The organism is Streptomyces sp. NPDC104226, from assembly GCF_055584085.1.
On the sequence record NZ_JBVJMS010000001.1, the window covers coordinates 359415 to 378386 of the forward strand.

General features: G+C 74.9%; 14 protein-coding genes. 7 read left to right on the plus strand and 7 right to left on the minus strand.

From position 1 onward, the window contains the following. Positions 1 to 33 precede the first annotated feature (33 nt). On the plus strand, positions 34 to 2790 hold the full coding sequence (locus ACZ60J_RS01640) for a helix-turn-helix transcriptional regulator (RefSeq protein WP_469678029.1): 2757 nt from the start codon (positions 34 to 36) through the stop codon (positions 2788 to 2790). Between the two features lie 76 nt (positions 2791 to 2866). On the opposite strand, the gene ACZ60J_RS01645 is transcribed toward ACZ60J_RS01640, so the two are convergent. Next, the gene (locus ACZ60J_RS01645) at positions 2867 to 3271 is read right to left on the minus strand and encodes an aggregation-promoting factor C-terminal-like domain-containing protein (RefSeq protein WP_469677952.1); all 405 of its coding nucleotides are present in this window, start codon (positions 3269 to 3271) and stop codon (positions 2867 to 2869) included. A gap of 474 nt (positions 3272 to 3745) precedes the next feature. On the opposite strand from ACZ60J_RS01645, the gene bla reads away from it, so the two are divergent. Next, positions 3746 to 4633, plus strand: coding sequence for a class A beta-lactamase (gene bla / locus ACZ60J_RS01650; RefSeq protein WP_469679083.1), 888 nt, complete (start codon positions 3746 to 3748; stop codon positions 4631 to 4633). Between the two features lie 36 nt (positions 4634 to 4669). Here bla and ACZ60J_RS01655 read toward each other — a convergent pair whose 3' ends face one another. Beyond that, positions 4670 to 5575, minus strand: a complete 906-nt coding sequence (locus ACZ60J_RS01655) for a D-hexose-6-phosphate mutarotase (RefSeq protein ID WP_469678030.1) — start codon at positions 5573 to 5575, stop codon at positions 4670 to 4672. A 134-nt stretch (positions 5576 to 5709) separates the two neighbouring features. On the opposite strand from ACZ60J_RS01655, the gene ACZ60J_RS01660 reads away from it, so the two are divergent. From ACZ60J_RS01660 to ACZ60J_RS01670, 3 genes are all read left to right on the plus strand, one after another. Further along, positions 5710 to 9429, plus strand: coding sequence for a hypothetical protein (locus ACZ60J_RS01660; protein WP_469678032.1), 3720 nt, complete (start codon positions 5710 to 5712; stop codon positions 9427 to 9429). A 223-nt stretch (positions 9430 to 9652) separates the two neighbouring features. Beyond that, entirely contained in the window at positions 9653 to 10582 is a 930-nt protein-coding gene (locus tag ACZ60J_RS01665) for a DUF7916 family protein (protein WP_469678034.1), read from the plus strand. Positions 10583 to 10653: 71 nt separating this feature from the next. Further along, positions 10654 to 11340, plus strand: coding sequence for a DUF4230 domain-containing protein (locus ACZ60J_RS01670; protein WP_469678035.1), 687 nt, complete (start codon positions 10654 to 10656; stop codon positions 11338 to 11340). Here ACZ60J_RS01670 and ACZ60J_RS01675 read toward each other — a convergent pair. Next, positions 11331 to 12062, minus strand: a complete 732-nt coding sequence (locus ACZ60J_RS01675; protein ID WP_469678036.1) for an SAM-dependent methyltransferase — start codon at positions 12060 to 12062, stop codon at positions 11331 to 11333. The two genes, ACZ60J_RS01670 and ACZ60J_RS01675, sit on opposite strands and share 10 nt — an antisense overlap. A 179-nt stretch (positions 12063 to 12241) precedes the next feature. Between ACZ60J_RS01675 and ACZ60J_RS01680 the strand changes: the two genes are divergently transcribed. Both ACZ60J_RS01680 and ACZ60J_RS01685 read left to right on the plus strand, forming a co-directional pair. After that, on the plus strand, positions 12242 to 13504 hold the full coding sequence (locus tag ACZ60J_RS01680; protein WP_469679084.1) for a 2-isopropylmalate synthase: 1263 nt from the start codon (positions 12242 to 12244) through the stop codon (positions 13502 to 13504). A gap of 11 nt (positions 13505 to 13515) precedes the next feature. Next, positions 13516 to 14181 (plus strand): hypothetical protein, encoded by a 666-nt coding sequence (locus ACZ60J_RS01685; RefSeq protein WP_469678037.1) that lies wholly within the window; start codon positions 13516 to 13518, stop codon positions 14179 to 14181. A 6-nt stretch (positions 14182 to 14187) separates the two neighbouring features. Here ACZ60J_RS01685 and ACZ60J_RS01690 read toward each other — a convergent pair whose 3' ends face one another. The 4 genes from ACZ60J_RS01690 to ACZ60J_RS01705 form a co-directional block, all read right to left on the minus strand. Next, positions 14188 to 15273 (minus strand): WD40/YVTN/BNR-like repeat-containing protein, encoded by a 1086-nt coding sequence (locus tag ACZ60J_RS01690; protein WP_469678039.1) that lies wholly within the window; start codon positions 15271 to 15273, stop codon positions 14188 to 14190. Between the two features lie 118 nt (positions 15274 to 15391). Continuing rightward, positions 15392 to 16090 (minus strand): beta-glucanase, encoded by a 699-nt coding sequence (locus tag ACZ60J_RS01695; RefSeq protein ID WP_469678041.1) that lies wholly within the window; start codon positions 16088 to 16090, stop codon positions 15392 to 15394. A gap of 67 nt (positions 16091 to 16157) precedes the next feature. Further along, entirely contained in the window at positions 16158 to 17810 is a 1653-nt protein-coding gene (locus ACZ60J_RS01700; protein WP_469678043.1) for a bifunctional 3-(3-hydroxy-phenyl)propionate/3-hydroxycinnamic acid hydroxylase, read from the minus strand. Continuing rightward, a complete protein-coding gene (locus ACZ60J_RS01705) occupies positions 17807 to 18952 on the minus strand; it encodes a VOC family protein (protein WP_469678045.1) in 1146 nt (381 codons plus the stop codon). The genes ACZ60J_RS01700 and ACZ60J_RS01705 overlap by 4 nt, the downstream gene beginning before the upstream one ends. Between the last annotated feature and the right edge of the window lie 20 nt (positions 18953 to 18972).

An 18972-nucleotide genomic window follows, 5' to 3' on the forward strand; every position in this document is an offset into this window, starting at 1 on the left:
CGCCCCTGTTTACACGGCAGTAACCTCACCGGCGTGACCGGACACCCTCGTGTGGACCGTCCTTGCCGGACGTACGGCCGGACGGCCGAACTGGCCGCGGTGGCGGCCCTGTCGGACCAGCTCCGGGCCCAGCGCACCGGGGCGCTCCTGCTCGCGGCGGAGCCCGGAATGGGCCGGAGCAGTCTCCTGGCGGAGGCCGCCCGGGAGTTCACGCTCGGGCCCGTCCTGCACCCCCGCCCCCTCCCCCGGCACCGTCGGCCCTACGACGGCCTGCGCGCGCTCCTCGGCGGGGTGGCCGGGGTGCGGGGCGCGGCACCGCCGCCGGTCTCGTTCGGATCGGGTCGGCCGGTCGAACTGCCCCCGATGCTCAGGCAGTTCCTCCCCGCGGGAGAGCCGTTGCTCGTCTGCGTGGACGACGTACACCTGTGGGACGCGCACTCTCGGGCCGTTCTCGGCGCCACCGCGCGAAACCCCGACCCGGGCCGCCCGATCGGACTCCTGCTCTCGCTGCCGGAACACCGCTCGGAGGAGCCCGAGTTCAGCGGATGGCCCGTGGTCCGTCTCGGCCCGCTGGACGACGACGCAGCTACCGCCCTCCTCCGCGACCTGACCTTGGGGTGCCTGGATCCCTCCGTACGTGCGGAGTTGCTCTCCGAGGCCGAAGGGAATCCCGCCGTTCTGACGGCCCTCGCGCAGCGCCTGACGCCGGATCAGCTCGGCGGCCGACGGCCGTTGCCCCGCCCGCTCCTGGACGGGGGCGTCCTGCGGGCCACTTTCGGGAGCCGCCTCGCCCCGCTTCCGCCGCCCGCCCGGCAGCTCCTGCTCCTCGCGGCGGCCGCGCAGGAGCCCGATCCCGACACGGCGGGCGCGGATGCCTCCCTGGTCCTGCGCGCCGCCCGCAAGGCCGGCCTGGACCCGGCCGCACTGGACCCAGCCGAGGCGGCGAGACTGGTGCACCACGACGGGGACCGCATCACCTTCACGGGCTCCCTGCTCCGCCGGACCGTCTACTCCGGCGCGCCGTCCACACAGCGTCGGGCCGCCCACGCCCTGCTCGCCTCGGTCATCGACGCCGACCGCTTCCGTCTGCGCCACCTCCTCCACCTCGCCCTCGCCGTGCAAGGGCCCGACGCCGTCCTCGCAGCCGGCCTCGTCGAGGCGGCCGCTCCCGGCACCCCGACGTCCGGCATGGAACGCTCGGCCGCCCTGTCCAGGGCCGCCCAGCTCACCGCGCACGAGGAAGCCCGTACCGCACACCTCACCGCCGCGGCCGACTACGCCCGCCTGTCGGGGCATCCCCGCAGGGCGCGCCGGCTTCTGGCGGCCACACGGGAGGGTGCGTCCTCCGATGCCGTGCAGGGCCGCACGGAACTCGTCCGGGGCAGCATGGCCCTGCGGGACGGCCCGGTCGGCGACGCCTACCAGGCGCTGCTCATGGCCGCGGAGCGCCTCGACCCGACCGACGCGGAGGCGGCTCTGGAAGCCAGGACGGAGGCGATGGACGCGGCATGGGCCGCGGGCGACGCCGCCGCCTGCGTCGCGGCCCTCGCCGAGGCGCCGCTCACCACTCCCCCGCATCCGATGCTCGACTACCGGGCGGGGCTGCGCACGGCGATCGACGGGCACCTGGCCGAGGCCGCACCGCCGCTGCGCCGGGTCCTCGACCGTGCGCGGCACGACGACGACCCCTCCCGCCTGCTGCGGGCCGGGGTCGCGGCGCTCGTACTCGGCGACATAGCGGCGGCATGCCGGACCAATGCGCGGGCCCTGGCCGTGTCCCGGTCGCGGGGGCTGGCCTCCCTCACCCCGCGGATCCTCGAACACCTCGCGTACGCCGAGCTGCGGGCCGGCCAGCACGCGCGGGCCCGGGCCCACGCGCAGGAAGGCCTCCACGCCGCCCACCGGGCCGGCCAGCGGAACGTGGCCGCGGGTCAGCACGCGATCCTGGCCCTGGTCGCCTCGGTCGAGGACGACGCGGCGGCCGTCGCCGCGCACGCCGGAGCCGCCGTGGAGATCGCCCGCCCGCACGGGCTCCTCCAAGCGGTCACCCTGGCCGAATGGGCCTCGGCGCGCGCCGACCTGTGCCGCGGCCGGCCCTTCGAGGCCGCCGCCCGACTCGGCCCGTTGACCCGGCCGGGGCCCGGGCGCGGCCACTTCGCCGTGCGCATGCTCTCCCTGCCGTGCTTCGTGGAAGCGGCCGTACAGTCGGGAGCCCCGACGGAAGCGGAGGCGGCCGTCGAGGAGTTCGCCCTCTGGGCCGCGCAGGGCACCGACCCGCAGGCACCGGCACAGTTGGCCCGGTGCCGCGCCCTGATCGCCCCGCCGGACGATACGGCCGACGCGTTCTACGCCCTGGCACTGGACCGGCACGAGGAGGTGCCCGGCGACTTCGAGCGGGCCCGCACCCAGCTCCTGTACGGGAAGTGGCTGCGGCGCCGGCGCCGTCCGGCCGAGGCGAAGAACCGGCTTCGGGACGCGCTGGTCACCTTCGAGCGCTGCGGGGCCCCGGCCTGGGCCGACCAGACCCGTGCCGAACTGCGGGCGACCGGTGAGGCGCCGCCCACCCCCGCAGCGGAGGGCGGGCTGGGCCTGCTGACACCGCAGCAACTGCGGATCGCACGCCGTGTGGCCGAGGGCGCCACCAACCGGGAGGTGGCACTGAGCCTCTCCGTCAGCCCGCGCACCGTCGACCACCACCTGCGCAACGTCTTCGCGCTGCTCGGAGTGCGTTCCCGGACGGAGCTCTCCCGATTGGTGGACCGGACCGAGCGGGGCGGCCCGCAGCCGTGAGGGGCCCGGGTATGCGGAAGCGCCCGGCCGGTGGGATTACCGGTCGGGCGTCGCGTGGTCGTGTTCCACCGGCGGTTTAGTACCAGTGGTGGGTCTGCCAGAAGTTCCAGGCACCCTCGGGGCTGCCGTAGCGGGAGTTCATGTAGTCCAGGCCCCACTTGATCTGGGTCGCCGGGTTGGTCTTCCAGTCCGAGCCCGCCGAGGCCATCTTCGAGGCCGGCAGCGCCTGGACCAGACCGTAAGCACCCGAGGAAGCGTTCGTCGCGGTGTGGTTCCAGCCGCTCTCACGGGACACGATGTTGTTGAACGCCGCGAACTGCGCCGGGTCCTTGATCATCTGCTGCGCGATCGCCTTCGCACCCATCGGAGCAGCCTGCGCCGGAACAGCGGCCAGCATGGAACCGGCAACACCCAGAGCCAGGACGGTACCCGCGAAGGTCTTCTTCGAAGCGGCGATACGGCGGATGACGGCGTTGGACACGGAGCAACCTTTCGACGGGAACAAGGACGGTCGCAGACACGCCAAAGACGTGCGTGAGCCACTCACGCGAAGGAGAGGGAACCGGTGGCGGAAGCGGGAGAACCAGGGGCGGGCCCCGGGGGAACTCCGTCCGCCCTGCGACTCATCCAGTTCTACGGGGGTAGCACCCGCCTGGCAACAACCCCTCTTACTAGTGGCCCTCGCAGCCCAGGCGCAACGACCCCCCACCCACCGGCCACACATCACCCCAGGTCAAAGCCCATACGAGAGGTCAGGTAAGGGACGTTTAAGGACTACGATCCCGCCTCGTACATGACCAAGGTCCTGTGGGGCGGGTCACCACCCAGAGCCCCGAATCTCACCCTCCGTGGCCGTCGGTACCCCTTTCGGGGGGGTTGAGGTCTCGGCCCGGGGAGGAAGACGACGACTGTGAACACCACACGGAAGACCTCGTCCCGGCGCGCCGCGCTCGCCCTGGGAGCCGGAGCGGCACTGGCCGCCTGGCTGCCGGCGGGCGGCCGCGCCTTCGCCGCGTCCGCGTCCCCCGGCGGCAGCGGCGCCGTCTCGCACAGGCTGGCGGCCCTGGAACGGGAGCATTCCGCCCGTCTGGGCGTGTACGCCCATGACACCGCCACCGGTCGCACGGTGCGGTACCGGGCTCAGGAGCGCTTCCCCCTCTGCTCGGTCTTCAAGACCCTCGCCGTGGCCGCCGTCCTGCGTGACCTCGACCGGGACGGGGAGTTCCTGGCCGAGCGCCTCCGCTACACCGCGCAGGAGGCCGCCGCCTCCGGGCACGCCCCGATCACCGGCCGGGCGGAGAACCTCGCCGACGGGATGACCATCGCGGAGCTGAGCGAGGCCGCGATCCGCTTCAGCGACAACGCCGCCGCCAACCTCCTCCTGCGCGAGCTGGGCGGCCCGGCCGCCGTCACGCGCTTCGCCCGCTCGACCGGGGACGGGGTGACCCGTCTGGACCGGTGGGAACCGGACCTGAACACCGCCGAACCCGGGCGGGTGACCGACACCACCACCCCGTACGCGATCGGGAGGACCTACGAGCGCCTCGTCCTCGGCACCGCGCTCGACGCGGCGGACCGGAGGAGGCTCACCGGCTGGCTGCTGGGGAACACGACGGGCGGCGAGCGGCTGAGGGCCGGTCTGCCGGGGAACTGGACCGTGGCGGACAAGACCGGCACGGGTGCGTACGGCACCGACAACGACGTGGCCGTCGCCTGGCCCCCCGGCCGGCCACCCCTCGTCATCGCCGTCCTGACGACCAAGCCCCGCCCCGACGCCGCGCCCGACCACCCCCTCATCGCCCGGACCGCGGCGCTCCTGGCCACGGTGCTGACCGGGGAGTGAGCCCCCCGCCCGAGCCGGGCGCGGTCGGGTCGGCCCTCAGAGCTCCGTCATCCGGAGTTCGACCGCCAGCCGGCCCGGCCGCCCCTCCTGCGCCACCAGCGGCCGCCCCACCCGGGCGGTCTCCGCGCACAGGAAGTGCCGGTGTTCCTGCGGCGCGAGGTCGGCCATGCCCCGCGCGAGTTCGGCGCCCGGGTTCCAGACCACCACGTCGCTGTGGTCGTGGTGGGCGAGGGAGACGATCCTTCCGAGCACCTCGTCGCGCACCGTGGTGACGGGTGCGGGCGCCGTCTGGAACCGCTCGACGTGGTCGACGGGGGTGAGCGTGCCGTCCTCGTCCTCGTAGTGGCGCCGGGTGAGGCCGTCGGTGTGTTCGGGGCCGAGGCCCGCGAGGTGTGCCCGCCCCAGGTCGCCGATCCGTACGTAGGTGTGGAGCGCGGCGGTGGCGGTGTGGTCGCCCCGGTCCTCGATCTCGATGAGGCAGCTGTCGGTCAGGGTGTACCGCGCCACGAGGACGAACTCCTCGGGCCACAGTGCGCGGGTCGCCTCCGAGGGCCTCAGCGTGCATTCCACGACGACCCGGTCGGCGTCCTCCTCCCAGGCCGTCAACTCCCAGTCGGTGGTCCGCGCGAACCCGTGCGAGGGCGAACCGGCGGGGCCCGACGGGCCGAACCAAGGCCAGCACAGCGGGACTCCACCGCGTACGGCCGTCCCGCGCCGCCACAGGTCGGGGTCGGCCGACCACAGCGCGCCGGGAGCATCCGGGCGGGCGCCGGCCGGGCGCCAGCTGACGAGCTGTCCGCCCTGGATGCTCAGACACGCCTGTCCGGCGCGCGGATGGTCCACGACGAGGACGGGGAAGTCCGCGTACCTGCGGCGGGTGAGGGACGGGGAGAGCTGTTCCTCGACAGGCAGGGTCCGGAACTTCTCGAAGATCTGATCCATGCCCCGACCTTGCTGCACGGCATCGGGCGGGTCAAATCAGCAGGGTTGGGGAGGTTTGTTCACTTGATGGTGCTTGCGGCCGGTGGCCTTCAATTGCCTCGCTCCTCATCCGCCCCTTGTTGCACGATGGCCGCATGAGCACCTCCCCACAGCCCTCGCACCCTTCCGCCCGGCCCGGTCGGGAGGCCGCGGACCGGCTCCTCGCCTCGCTCGCTCCGCTCGCTCACCGCGAGCGGATCCGCGCTGCCGTCGCCCAGGTGCGTGCGATGGCCCCGGCCGAGGTGCCCGGCCTGCTCACGGAGCTCGCCGACCCGGATCGCCATGTGCCGGACACCAGGGCCACGGCCCTGATCTGCGCACGCGCCGTCCCCTCCGACCCGGCACACGGCGAGCGGCTCGCGGACCTGCTCGTCGCCGGGCTCACCGACCCGAACGGGGCCGTACGCGCCCAGGCGCTGGCCGCGCTGCGCACCGGCCGCATCCGTCCGACCGCCGAGGTCCTGGTGACCGACCGGGTCACGGCCGCGGCCCGGGAACAGCTCGTCGCCACCCTCCACCGCATTCCGGGCTCGCTCCCCGATGCCCTCATCGACTCCGTCCGCGCGACCTGGGGCGACCGCGAGGCGGCCCGGCTGCTGCCCTCCTGCTCCCCCGCGACGGTGCGGCGGCTGCTGCCGGAGCTCCGGCACGCCCTGCACTCCTGGCTGCCGTTGGCGCGCCGGGTGCCCGCGGTCGTGCACGAGACCGTCGTACGGGAGGCCGAGGCGCAGGCACCGGCCGCCCGCGAGCTCTGGTGGCTGCTGACGGCCCGTGACGCGCTGGACGCGTTGGCGCAGGTCGACCCGGGCGCGGTGCTGGACCTGTTCGAGCGGGTCGGCCCCGAGCGGCTCCCGGCCGGGCTGGTCCCGCACCTGCCCGCGTTCGTCGCCCGGCGGCCGCGGCTCGCGGCGCGGTTGTGGGGGCGGGGCCGTGTCGTCCTCGCGGCGAGGACCCTGTCCGGCAGCGGCGCGCGCCGGTTCGCCGCTGCCGTCCCCGAGGCCGAACTCGTCGCAGCACTGCGTGCGGCGGCGGTTCCCGCGCCCGTGCTCGCGGCGTTCCTGCCCGCGCTCCCGCCCGGTCGGCGCCGGGCGGTGCTGGACGCGGTCCGGGCCGGGGAGGGCTCCGCACCCGCCGCGGCCGCGGGCTCCGAGACGGCGGTGCTCCCGGCCGCGCTGATGCGCGTACTGCCCGGCCGGGAGGCCGCGCCCTTCGCCCTGCACGCCCTCGAACAGGCGCGGGCGCGGGGCGCAGAGCCGGTGGAGCTGCTGGTGCTGAGGGCCTTCCTTCCGTACGAGGACGAGGCCGAGGCGCTCCGGGCGGACACCCGGCAGGCGGACTCCGACGGGCGCGCGGCCGCCTGGCGGGCCTTGGTGCACGCGGCCGCGCGGGCCCGGTGTCCCGAGGTGACCACCGAGGTACTGACGGAGCTGGCCTGGCTGCGTTCCGAGCAGGACCCGGTGCGCCAGACCGCCGTGGGCGCTCTGGGCGCCCTGCCCATGCGGACCTTCACCGCGGCCGCGGTGCCGGCGCTGGAGCGGATCGCCTCGGACACGCTCGCCGCGCGGGACCTCTCGTACCCGACGCTCGTCGCCCTCACCCACCTCGCGGGCCGCCTGCTGCACACGACCGCGGACGGGACGCACCGCGCTGCCGGACCCTCCGCAGAGGAGGCCGGCGAGCTGCCGGCGCCCGCCGCGTGGGCCGTACGTACGCTGGTCCGCGCCGACGGTCCCGACACGCCCGGTGGCGGGTTCGGCCGGTTCGTGACGCAGGCCCTGCGTACGCAGCCGCCGGCCGCCGCGGCCCGGGCGCTGCTCGACGCCTTGCGTCCCGTGGTGACGGAGTCCCTCGACGCGGGCGATCCCGTCCCCGCGCTCTCCCTCGCCGAGTCCCTTGCGCCGGACCCGCGTTGGGAGCGGGCCGAGCCCTGGCTGGCGGAGGTCGTGGAGCGGATCGCGCTGACCGGCGCGCGCGGGCCGGCGGAACGCGCCTGCGTACTGTGGCTGGCCTCGGCGGGTCCGCGGGCCGAACGCATCCGCACCCTGCTCGCCGCCGATCCGTCCGCCGTCGTACTGCCCCGTGTGGTGCAGCTCGTGGCACGGCAGGCCGACGACTTGTTGCCGGCCTTCGCCTCCACGCCGCTGGACTCTCCTCCGCGCGGCCGGTTCCACGACCCGGAGCGGACCGTGGGCGGATCCCGCCGGCACGTCCTGCCCCCGGTAGGGGAGTACGCGCACCGGTGGACGGATGCGACGTGCGCGGCCGTGGCCGACTGGCTCGCGGCCGGGCTCCGCGCCCGGGCGCATCCGGAGCGGTCCCCCGGTGACGCGCTCCTGCGGGAGCTCGCGGCGGTGCCGGGCGGCGGTGGGCTGGCGGCGGTGCGGGAGGCCGCGGAATCGGAACACGTACCGACGGCCGAGGCGGCCCTCGCCGCACTGCCGGGCGCCGACCGGCCCGGCCTGGTCCTGCCCGACCTGCTCGCGCGGGCCGACGGCGACCGGGCGCGGGTCGCCGTGTACGGGATCGGACGGATCTGCGCGCACGTGCCGCCGGCGGAACTCGCGGAGCGGTTCCGCCCCGTGCTGGAGCGGGCCACGGGCACGAAGGTGACGAGCCGCAAGGAGATCGTCCGGCTGGCGGCGGACCGGCTGCCGGCGGCGCCGGCGGGCGAGTTGCTGGTGGCGGCCTTCTCGGCGCCGGGGCAGCACCGGGACGTCCGGGCGGCGGCGGTGACGCGGGCGGCGCAGCTCGTGACGCTGGGGCCGGTGGAGGCGTGCCTCCGTACGGCGGTGCGGGAGGGTTCGAGGGCGGAGCGGGAGGCGCTGCTGCGGGTGGACCCGCTCGCCCTGCCGACGGCGGCGCGGGAGCCGTACGGGAGGCTCGTGGCCGAGGTGTGCCGCATGTTCCTCGCGGAGGAGCCCGCGCAGGGCGCGCCCGCGGAGGCGCCGGACGCGCGTACGGTCGCCGAGGCCTGCCGGGTGCTGCGCCGTTGGGCCCTCGTGGTGCCGTCCGCCGTGGACGCGGGCCTGCTGCCGCGTCTGGCGGTCGGGCCGGGGAGCCACGAAGCCGTGTGGCGGGCTGCGGTGGAGGCGGTCGTGGACGCGGCACGGGTCGATCCGGACACGTACGGGCCGCCGTTGGAAACGGTCACGGCCGCGCTGCTGGCCCGGTCGGTACGGGAGGCCGGGTCGGCCGCCCGGACGCGCGGGCGCGGCGCGCCGGCCGAACCGGCGGACCGGGACCCTCGCGACGCCCTGCACCGGGTCGCGGTGCTGGCGGGGTGCCTCGAACGAACGGCCGGGCAGGGCCTGCCCGAGGCCTGCCGGCCCGTCTGGCAGCGCGCGATCGCGCTGATCGCGGAGCAGGACGCGAGCCTGCGGTGGGCGGTGACGGCCCGGACGGCGCTGTGGGGCCCCGCCGCGCCGGCGGCCGAGCGGGCCCGGGAGCTACGGGCGCAGGCCCGGGCCGTACGCGACCGGCCACTGCTCGCGGCCCGTACGGCGGTGGCGCTGGCCCGCCGCTCACCCCGGGTCTCCCCGGCCGAGCTGGCGGACGCGCGCGACGCGGCGCTGGCGAGCGGGGCGACGGGGCCGCGGTGGTTCGCGCGGCGCCGGAACGGCACGCTCCCGCCCCGGGACGGGCTGTTCGCGGGCCTGTACGCGGTGGCCCTGGCACAGGACCACGCGAGCCGGGCGGCGTCGACGGGCGGCGAACTCGGCCCGGCCCTCAGCGTGCTGCGCGACCTGCGGTCCCACCCCGACCCGGAGGTCCGCGACACGGCGGACGAGGCGCTGACGACGTGGCAACGCCGCTGAGGGGCTGCGCTCCCTCTGCCTGGCCCGCACGCTGCGGCCGTTCCCGCCCGTCTCCTTTTCGACGGGACGGGAACGGCTGCGGGGCACCGCGCGGGGAGCTGCCCAGGCCTGACGGGGCGCAAGGGGCGTCCGGTAGAGGGAACGGGAGCCGGGGCCAAGGGCCCTGCCCGGGGGGACCATCGGCGGCCCAGGGGTGGGGGTCCCGCTGGCTAGGGTCGTAGGCATGACCACTCAGCGAATCCTCGACCTCGACCGCGACGCGCTCTCCGCCCTGCGCGGCCGCGCTCTGACCCGGGCGGTCGCCGCCGCCGAGGGCCGGACCATGGTGGCCGAGGTCTTCGCCGAGCGCGCCGCGCTCTCCCCGCACCCCGACGGGCGCGGCGTGCACAACGCCGAGCTGGTGGCCGCCTTCGGCGCCGACATCGTCATCCTCAACCTCATCGAGCGCGCCTGGGACGGGGAGCGGCTCGTCATGCCCGGACTCGGGACCTTCACCTCCTTCACCGATCTCGCCCGCCTGATCGGCCGCCCCGTGGGGGTGAACCTGGAACCCGGCGACGTTCCGGAGATCCGCCGCGCCACCTCCGAACACGCCCGGCGCCTCGTCGACATGGGCGCCGCCCTGCTGTGCATCACCGCCAACCCCGGAACGGGCGGCACCTACGACGGCATGGCGCGGGTCACCGAGGAACTGCGCAAGGGGCTCGGCGACGATGCCGCCCTGTGGTCGGGCAAGATGCACCACGCGGGCTGCCCCGAACGCGTCACCCCCGCACGGCTGACCGCCCTCGTCGACGCCGGAGCGGACGGCGTGGTCGCCCCGCTGCCGGGCACACTGCCCGGCATGACCCGCGAGCTGGCCGCGACGGCCGTCGCCGCGGTCCAGGACGCGGGCGCGATCGTCATGGGCGCCATCGGCACCAGCCAGGAGGGCTCGCACGCGAACGTGGTGCCGCAGCTCGCCCTCAACGCCAAGGAAGCCGGCTTCGACGCCCACCACTTCGGCGACTCCTACCTCCCCGGCATGTGCGACCCCGAGGTCATGTACGCCTACTCGGTGGCCATCCGTGGCCGCCGCCACACCTGGAACCGGATGTCCTTCGCCCCCGGCCGCTCCGCCCACGCCGAGGCAGCACCGGGCGGAACCTGGTAGTCCGGCCCCCTTCGACCGCTCCTTCGACGGCTCCGAGGAGTGGGGCCGCACGCGTGGGGCATCCGCAGGGCATGGACAACTCATCGCACGACGCGGAGCGCGAACCCGCACCGCGAAGAGATCCGCGGCGGCTGCCGTGGTGGGGACGGGCCGTCGGTGGGCTGGCAGTGCTCGCGGTGGTCCTGGTCCTGGCCGGCCGTTTCAGTCTTCTGCCGGGCTTCGGCGACCTGTTCGGCGAGGACGCCGTGGACCGCTCGGGCCCGGTCCTGCTCAAGTCCATCCAGGACATGCACCGTTACGAGGGGGCTGCCGGCAACTTCCAGGTCGTGGTGGACCTGGAGAAGGACGCGGCCTTCCTGCCGGACGCCGTCCGGGGAACCCGGACCCTCTACGTAGGGGCGGGCTCCGTGAGCGGTTACGTGGACCTGGGCGGACTCGGCGAGCAGGCCGTCACCGTGAACGAGGAGCGCACCAAGGTCACGCTCCGCCTGCCCCACGCCGTCCTCGGCACGGCGGCGCTGGATCTGGACCGTTCCTACGCCGTGTCCAAGCAGCGGGGCCTGCTGGACCGGCTGGGCGACCTGTTCACCGACAATCCGGCCGGTGAACAGGCCGTACAGCGCCTGGCCGTTCAGCACATCACGGAAGCGGCCCGTGACAGCGGGCTCGTGGAGCGCACCGAGAAGAACACCACGACGATGCTGGAGGGCCTGCTCCACTCCCTGGGCTTCCAAGAGGTCACGGTCGGCTACGTCTGACGCAGCACCAGGGAGACGAAGCCCCAGGTGTCCCGGTAGGTGCGCAGCCATTCGGTGCGGCGGGCGGTGGCCGTGGCCAGCACGTGCCCGCTGTCCGGATCGGCGGGGTGGTCGAGGGCCCATGCGGCCAGCGACCCCCAGCAGGCCCATTCGTAGGCGTCCAGTTCACCGCGCGTACTGACGTGGCCGTGGACGGGAGTCCACCCGTCGGCGACGACGAGGTCCACGGTGGTGGCCAGATCGGCCAGGTCCCCGAACATCTCGACGGCCTCCGCGGACGGCGAGCGGTCCCAGAACCCCTCGCCGATCAGGACCCGTCCGCCGGGAGCGAGGTGGCCCCGGGCGGCGGCGAGGGTAGGCAGGAGGCCTCCGAAGGCGTGCGTGGCTCCGACGCTGACCACGAGGTCGAACGGGTGCGGGGAGGCGAAGTCCGCGGCCTCCCGGTGGTGCAGGACCAGCCGCTCCCGGACACCGAGGCGGTCCGCTTCCCGGCGGGCCTGCGCCAGCGCGTCCCCGGAGACGTCGACGCCCTCGGCGTGCAGGTCCGGGCGGGCGGCCAGGGCCCGCAGCAGCCATTCGCCGCTGCCGCAGCCGAGATCGAGCACGCGCTCGTCGCCGCGCGGGAGGCCCCGTTCCAGGAGCAGGCGTACCGAATCGTCGTCGAGCGGGGACTTGATCGGATGATCGGCATGGGCGATGCCGGAGATCTGTTCACGGTTCACCGGCGCAGCCTGCCAGCACCCGGAAGCCTGCCGCATCTCGATTTCGATCACCGACTCGAACATCCGTGGACGGCGAAACCGGGGATGCCCGCCCCCGTACGATCCCTCCCAGTGGATCTCCACAGCGCTCGCGGGCGTTCAAGTGCCGCGCCGGAAATGGAGTTTGGCCGTTGTTGGACGTGGACGTGGTGCGGGAGTCGGTACGGGCCGGACGGGTCGTGCTCTTCGAGGAGTCGGCACGGGACGGCGCACAGGCGAAGACCCTGATGAGCGCCGGCTTCCGCGTACGCCTCGCCCGTGAGCAGGGGGCGGTGTTCGGGGCCGACGGCCCCCGGCACGTGGTCTTCGCCGCGGGATTCCCGTCGGTGTGCGGTCAGGAGTACGAGGCGACCCGGCAAGTGGCCCTGGAGGCCCAGGAGTCGGTGAGTCCGTCCGCGATCTGCCGGGGCACGGTGGAGGACGTACGGCTGGCGCTGGGCGCGGTGCGCGGTGCGGCGCACGGGCGGATCATGGTGATCGTGGCCGCTTCCGAGGCCACGGCCCGCGCCCTGGTGCACAGTGACGCCCGCACGGCCCTGGACCGGGGCCTGGACGTGGTCAAGGAGGCCGTGGACCGCGCCGACGGTACGGCGGTGGACGTGTGCCTGGTGGACGCGCCGCGCGCCGACCACGCCCTGGTGGCCGAGTACGCGGGCCGGATGACGGCGCAGGGGGCGGCCACGATCGTGCTCGCCGACACGGTCGGCGACCTGCTGCCCGGCCAGACCCAGGACCTCTTCCGGCGGGTCGCGGACGGCGCCGGTCGGGACACGGTCCTGGTCTCGCACCTCCACAACGACCTCGGCCTGGGCCTTGCCAACACCCTGGCAGCCCTCGAGAGCGGTGCGCGGGTCGCGGCCTGTTCCTGGCTGGGCATGGCCGAGCGCAGCGGAATGGTCGCCACCGAGCAGCTGCTCTTCCTCCTCGCGCACGACCGGGCCAAGGCCGCGTACGTCCTGGGGCCCGACTGCGAGCCGTGGTGGACGCAGCCGGACCTGAGGCGGCTGCCGGGCATCGCCCGGATGGTGTCCGCGGAGACCGGGGTACCGCTCACGGTCACCACTCCGATCGTGGGCAGCGGGGTCGCCACGATCTCCACCGGAACCCCTTTCACCCACCCGCGCACCTTCCAGCCCTACGACCCCGAGCAGCATCTGGGCCTCGCCCCGACCGTCGTGCTGACCCATCTCGCCAGCCGGCGCGTGCTGCGCGCGGTCGCCGAGCGCCTGGGCCACCACCTGGATCCGGACCAGACCGGCGCGGCCCTGGCCTGGGTCAAGGACCGCGCCTACCGCCTGAACCAGGCCCAGGTCCCCGACGCGGACTTCGCCGCGTACCTCGACGCCCTCACCACCGCCCCGCCCACGCCAACGCCCGCACCCGCACCCGCACCCGCACCCTGATCGGACTCACCATGTCGGACACCCGCCTCCCGGACACCGGCGCCGCAGCCGACGCCTTGCGGGCCGGAGGGGCCGTCATCCTGCCCAACCCCAGCCCGCTCACCTACGTCGTCGCCGCCACCACCCCCGGAGCCGTCAACGCCGCGAAGGGCCGCCCGACCGGCCAGGAGGTCGCCCTCTGGGTCCACGACGACTCCGTCTGGCGCGACCTCGGCACGGAACTGGCCCTCGCACCGGCCGCGCTGCGCACCGCGTTCGCCCTGCTGCGCGAGGAACGGGTCACGCTCCTGGTGCCCGTACGCGCGGACGCGCGGCCGTCGCCCTGGACCGGACCCGCCCTCCGCGACGGCCACCTCCTGCTGTTCGGCGCACACTGGCGGCCGATGTCCGCCCTGCTGTCGGGCTTCCCCCACCTCTACGTCAGCAGTGCGAACCGGACCGGGCAGCCCCCGGCGGACACCGCACCCCGGGCCACGGCGATGTTCGGGCCCGGCATCCCGGTCGTCGACGCCGACGCACTGCGCCGCCCCGACATCCCCCACGCGGCCACCACCATGCTGCGCATCGGCCCCGGCGGAGACCTGGAGCACGTCCGGCGGGGAGCCCAGGACCAGGCACACGGACACGGACCCGAGGCCTATCTGGCGCGGCTGCGGGCGGCGCACGGCGGCAGCTGAGGCCGATCAGCCCCGGCGCGCCCCTTCCAGGCGCCCGACCCGTCCCTTCTCCCCCGACGCCCAGCAGGCGCCGTCCGCCGTGCAGGCGACCGTGTCGAAGGAACCCGGGTCGAGCGCCCGCCAGGTGCGACCGCCGTCCCGGGTGACGTCCGTGCCCGTCGGGCCCACCGCCAGGGCCGCGCCGGCCCCGTACGGGAACCAGGCCGCGCCCGAACGGTAGGCCGGCGGCGGGGCGGACGCCGGGCGCCAGCTCCGGCCCGCGTCCGAGGAGACCGCCGCGGCCTGCGGGGAGGCCTGACCGGTGCGGTAGTCGCCGCCGACCGCCAGGCCCCTCGTACGGTCCCTGAAGGCGAGGGCGAAGACGCCGCGCGCCGGGTCGCCCGCGGGGAGGGTGGATTCGGCGGCCCGCCAGGTGAGGCCGCGGTCCGCGGAGTGCAGCACCCGTGCGACCGGGCCGCCGCCGGTGGCCAGCCAGACGTCGCGCGGTCCGGCGGACACCAGGCACTGGCCGCTCGCCGCGAAGCCCGCCTCGCCCGGCAGCGCGTCCGGCATCCCCGCGTTCGGCAGCACCCGCCAGCTGCGGCCGCCGTCGTCCGTGGACAGGATGCGGAACTTGCCGTCGACCGGGTCGCTCATCGCGAGCCCGTGGCGGGAGTCGAAGAAGGTGAGGCAGTCGTAGAAGGCCCGCGGGTCGGGGTTGCGGAAGGTCTCCGTCCAGGTGGCGCCGCCGTCCTCGGTGCGCAGTACCCGGGAGGCCTCGCCCTCGCCGATGGACAGGGCCACGGCGCGCCGCCCGTCGAAGGCCTCGATGTCCCGCAGCTCCAGCCCCTCCGCGACGGCCGCGGGCGGTGAGACGTCGCGCCAGCTGCGACCGCCGTCCGAGGTGCGCAGGACGGTCCCCTTCGAGCCGGCCACCCAGGCCGTGGACCGGCTCACCGCTGCCAGTCCCCGGAAGCGGGCGTCCTTGCCGGTCTCCTTCAGCGCCCAGCGCGCACTCCGGAGCTCCCGTGGCCCGTCGGCGGCCTGCGCCGGGGCGGCCACCACCCCCAGCAGCAGAGCCGCCGCGCACATGCCAACTCCCAGAAGTCTCATGGCGCCGGAAGCTAACGCACCCCGGATTCGGCGTCCAGGGCGTGTCCCGGCCACCGCCTTCCCCGGGAATCCGGCCGCCGTCGCCGCGTCGCCACGGCCTCGCCGCCGTCTCGCCGTTCTAGAGCAGCCCCCGGAGCGTCCGGTACACCCGCAACTGCGCGACCTCGTAGGACAGCTCCGTGACCCCGGACTCCGGCGCCGGGTGGTAACGGCCCGCGCAGACCGAGAGGTTGACGATGAGGTACGCGGACCAGCGGCGGCCCACTCCCCTGCCGTCGCTGAAGACCCGGTCGCCGTTGACCCACCAGACGACCGAGCCCTTCCCGAACTCGACCTTCATGTCGATCCACGCCCCGGGGCGGACCGCCGGATCGCGGTGGTAGCGGTGGGCCTCCCGGACGTGGTTGGAGAGTTCGAGGAGGTCCGGGTTGTCCGGGTGGTACTCGAAGACGTCGATCTCCTGGCCGCCGTCGCGCCAGGTCCAGATGGCGGGCCAGGCGCCGACCTGTTCCGGCAGCTTCACCCGGGCCTCCAGCACGTCTCCGGTGCGCACTTGGAAGCCCTCGTCACTGCCCTCGGTGGTGAGCAGCCCGCAGTCCCAGTCGCCGTCGGGTCGCGGTGTCGCCCGGAAGACCCCGGCGCGGCTGTAGGCGGGGTCGTCGGTGAGGTGGTCCAGTTTGTTGTCGCCCGGGTTGACGGGGCCGCCGTCGGGATAGGCCCAGGAACGGCCGGCGATCCACTGGGTGGGCGAGGCGAAGTCGGCGGTGAAGGCGGGGGTCCGGCGCGGGCGGGGCAGGAGCCGCAACCGGTCGATCATGTCCGAGAGCATGCGGGTTATCTGCCCGCCAGGAGTCCCCGCACACCTGGATCATCACGCAATGCAATCACTCGAACACTTTGTGTTCCCTCATGGCGGGGCCGGGCGGTGCCAGTACCCGGGCCCACGCGTGCGCCGACTCCACGAGCGAATCCCCTCTCCCGTGCCGGGCGGCGAGCACCACACGGTCCGGTCGGAGCAGGACCGCGCCTCCGCGGAGCCAGCTGCCGAGCGCGCCCGTGGTGTCGATCGCGTACGCGGTGTTCCCGGCGTCCGGACGTGCGGCGCCGGGCGGGAGCACGGTGAGGATCCGGGCCGGTACGGCGCGTGCGAGACGGTCCTCGCCGGGGGTGAGGGGGCGACAGGTGAGGAGTGCGAAACCGTCGCCGAGCAGGTCGTCCAGGCGTACGGGGCGTCCGTCGGCTGTACGGATCGGGGGCTGGGGCGCCAGTTCGCCCGGGCGCGGGCTCCGCATGGGGACGGGGGTTCGCCGTGCGAGCGTTCCGCCGCGCAGGGCGGGGCTGAGGGTGGCCGGTACGGCGCGGGCCGGCAGCCGGGCACGGCGGCCGAGCGCGAGACCCGCCCGGCGTGCGATCCGGGCGGCGGGGTGACCGCTGGTCATGGCCCCGCCGATGAGGACGGCGGTGCGGACCAGGTGGACCGCGTGCGGGCGGCGTTCGCTCTCGTAGGTGTCGAGGAGGTCTTCGGAGCTGTGTCCGCCCAGCACCCGTGCGAGTTTCCAGGCCAGGTTGTGGGCGTCGCGCAGGCCCGCGCCGAGGCCTTGGCCGATGAAGGGCGGAGTGAGGTGGGCGGCGTCGCCGAGGAGGAAGACGCGGTCGTGGCGCCAGCGGTCGGCGACCTGCGCGCGGAAGGTGTACCGGGCCGTGCGGACCACGTCGAGATGGCGCTCGGGGACCGACCCGGTCCAGGGTGCGAGGAGCCGCAGGGTGCGGGCCCGGTCCGCGGCGGCCTCCTCGGCTTCCCGGTCGGCGAGGCGGAACTCCCAGCGGTAGCGGTCCTCGCCGATGCGCATATAGGAGGCGGGGCGTGCGGGGTCGCACACCTGGTGGACGCCGTCCCAGGCGGGGAGGGGGACGGGACACCGGACGTCGGCCACGAACCAGTGCTGGGGCTCGCCGAGCACCTGCGGCCGGGAGCCGATGGCCCGGCGGGTCAGGCTCGTGGCCCCGTCGCATCCGAGCACGGCGGCCGGGCGCACGGTGCGTTCGGCCCCGGTGGCGAGGTCCTTGACGTGCAAGGCGTCGGGCCCGCGCGTACCGGGGGGCGGCAGGGTCAGGCCGAGGACCTCGGTGCTGCCGTGCAGCCGTACCAGGGGGTGCTGTTCGATCAGATCGCGGAGGATGGCTTCGAGTTCGGGCTGGTCGAACATGTTGGCCTGGGGATACCCGTGTGCTCCCGTGGGGGCATCGCGCAGGAAGCGGGCCAGGACGCGGTGCCGGGAGTCCACGAGCTGCATGCCGAGGGCCGGTCTGCTGCGGGCGGTGAAGGGTCCGGCCGCTCCGACGGCCTGGAGGATCCGCACGACCTCGTCGTCCATGTGGACGGCGCGGGGCAGGGGGTAGGGGGCCCCGTGTCGCTCGAACACCTCGCAGGGCACGCCGTACCGCGCCAGCAGGAGGGCTGCGACCATCCCCACGGGGCCCGCTCCGATGACGGCGACCGGGTCTGCCGCACCGGGGGCAGCGGGGTGGCGGGTCATGAGTGCATGGCCTTCATCAGGGCGGTCAGCCGTGCCGGGTCGAGCTCGTTGTCCTGGCGCAGGGCGGTGAGCACGGTGCGCAGCAGGGCGGGTGAGGGGGTGGCTCCGAGGAAGTCCCGGGTGGCGGGCGGTCCCCATTGGGCGAGTCCGGAGGCGGACATGGCGGCCCAGCCGGGTTCGAGGGTGTGGTCGAAGAGGTCGCCGTCGGTGAAGTGCTCGACGAGGAACCGGTCGGGGTCGCGCCAGTAGTCGAAGATCTGGCTGCCCTGGAAGTGGCGGCCGATGCCCCAGGAGCGGCGGTAGCCGCGCTGGGCGAGGTAGGTGCCGCCGGCCGCGAGGGCGTCCAGGTCGGCGACCTGGTAGGCGGAGTGGACGTAGCCCGTGTCGGGGCCCAGGTGGAGGGCGAGGGTGTGGTGGTCGGCCGGCAGGCTGCCCCGGTCGCACCGGAGGAAGGCCATGGTGGGGCCGCGCTCGCGCTGTCCGTCGAGGTGGAGGAAGTCGCTGACGATGAGGCCGAGGTGGTGCACGTACCAGTCCAGGGTGCGTCGGAAGACGGGCGTGGAGAGCACGAGGTGGCCGAGTCGTTCGACGCGGGCCGGCTCCAGGGGCGGTCGCTGGGTCACGTTGATCCGTACGCGGCTTCCGCCCGAGTTGAGCGGCAGCGGTTGCTGGACGGGCAGGGCCGGGTGGTCGGTGACGCCGTGGACGACCCGGACGGGGATGCCGGAGGGGTCCAGGAGGTCCACCGCGCTACCGCCTCCGTACTCGTGCAGTGCGTGGACGCGTCGGCCCGTGGCTCCGGCGAGGCGGTCGAGGTCGGTGCGGTCCGCGGCGAGGAAGGCCGGGCCCAGGAAGCGGGAGGCCGGGCCCTTGCGGATGACCAGGCAGTGCGGTCCGGGCAGGGTGCCGCGCAGGTAGAGGGTCCGGGGGGTCCGGGCGGCGACGGCGAAACCGAAGTCCCGGGCGAAGGTTTCCGCCCGCTCCAGGTCGGGCTTGACGAACTCCAGCCAGGCCAGGTCGACGACCTTGACGACGGGCTGCGGGTCCCGTCCGGGGTGTTCGCCCCGGCGGGCTCCGTCCTGGCTGTGCAGCCCCTGGTGGGGATCCGGCGGGGTGGGAGCGGGGGTGGGAGTGGTGGTCATGGGTGGCTCCAGACGGGTGG

Excerpts from the sequence above, each read along its gene's own strand:
- ACZ60J_RS01705 (WP_469678045.1), bottom strand. The coding sequence starts at position 18,952 with ATGACCACCACTCCCACCCCCGCTCCCACCCCGCCGGATCCCCACCAG.
- ACZ60J_RS01685 (WP_469678037.1), top strand. The coding sequence starts at position 13,516 with ATGTCGGACACCCGCCTCCCGGACACCGGCGCCGCAGCCGACGCCTTG.
- ACZ60J_RS01665 (WP_469678034.1), top strand. The coding sequence starts at position 9,653 with ATGACCACTCAGCGAATCCTCGACCTCGACCGCGACGCGCTCTCCGCC.
- ACZ60J_RS01695 (WP_469678041.1), bottom strand. The coding sequence starts at position 16,090 with ATGATCGACCGGTTGCGGCTCCTGCCCCGCCCGCGCCGGACCCCCGCC.
- ACZ60J_RS01660 (WP_469678032.1), top strand. The coding sequence starts at position 5,710 with ATGAGCACCTCCCCACAGCCCTCGCACCCTTCCGCCCGGCCCGGTCGG.
- ACZ60J_RS01670 (WP_469678035.1), top strand. The coding sequence starts at position 10,654 with ATGGACAACTCATCGCACGACGCGGAGCGCGAACCCGCACCGCGAAGA.
- ACZ60J_RS01690 (WP_469678039.1), bottom strand. The coding sequence starts at position 15,273 with ATGAGACTTCTGGGAGTTGGCATGTGCGCGGCGGCTCTGCTGCTGGGG.
- ACZ60J_RS01655 (WP_469678030.1), bottom strand. The coding sequence starts at position 5,575 with ATGGATCAGATCTTCGAGAAGTTCCGGACCCTGCCTGTCGAGGAACAG.
- ACZ60J_RS01700 (WP_469678043.1), bottom strand. The coding sequence starts at position 17,810 with ATGACCCGCCACCCCGCTGCCCCCGGTGCGGCAGACCCGGTCGCCGTC.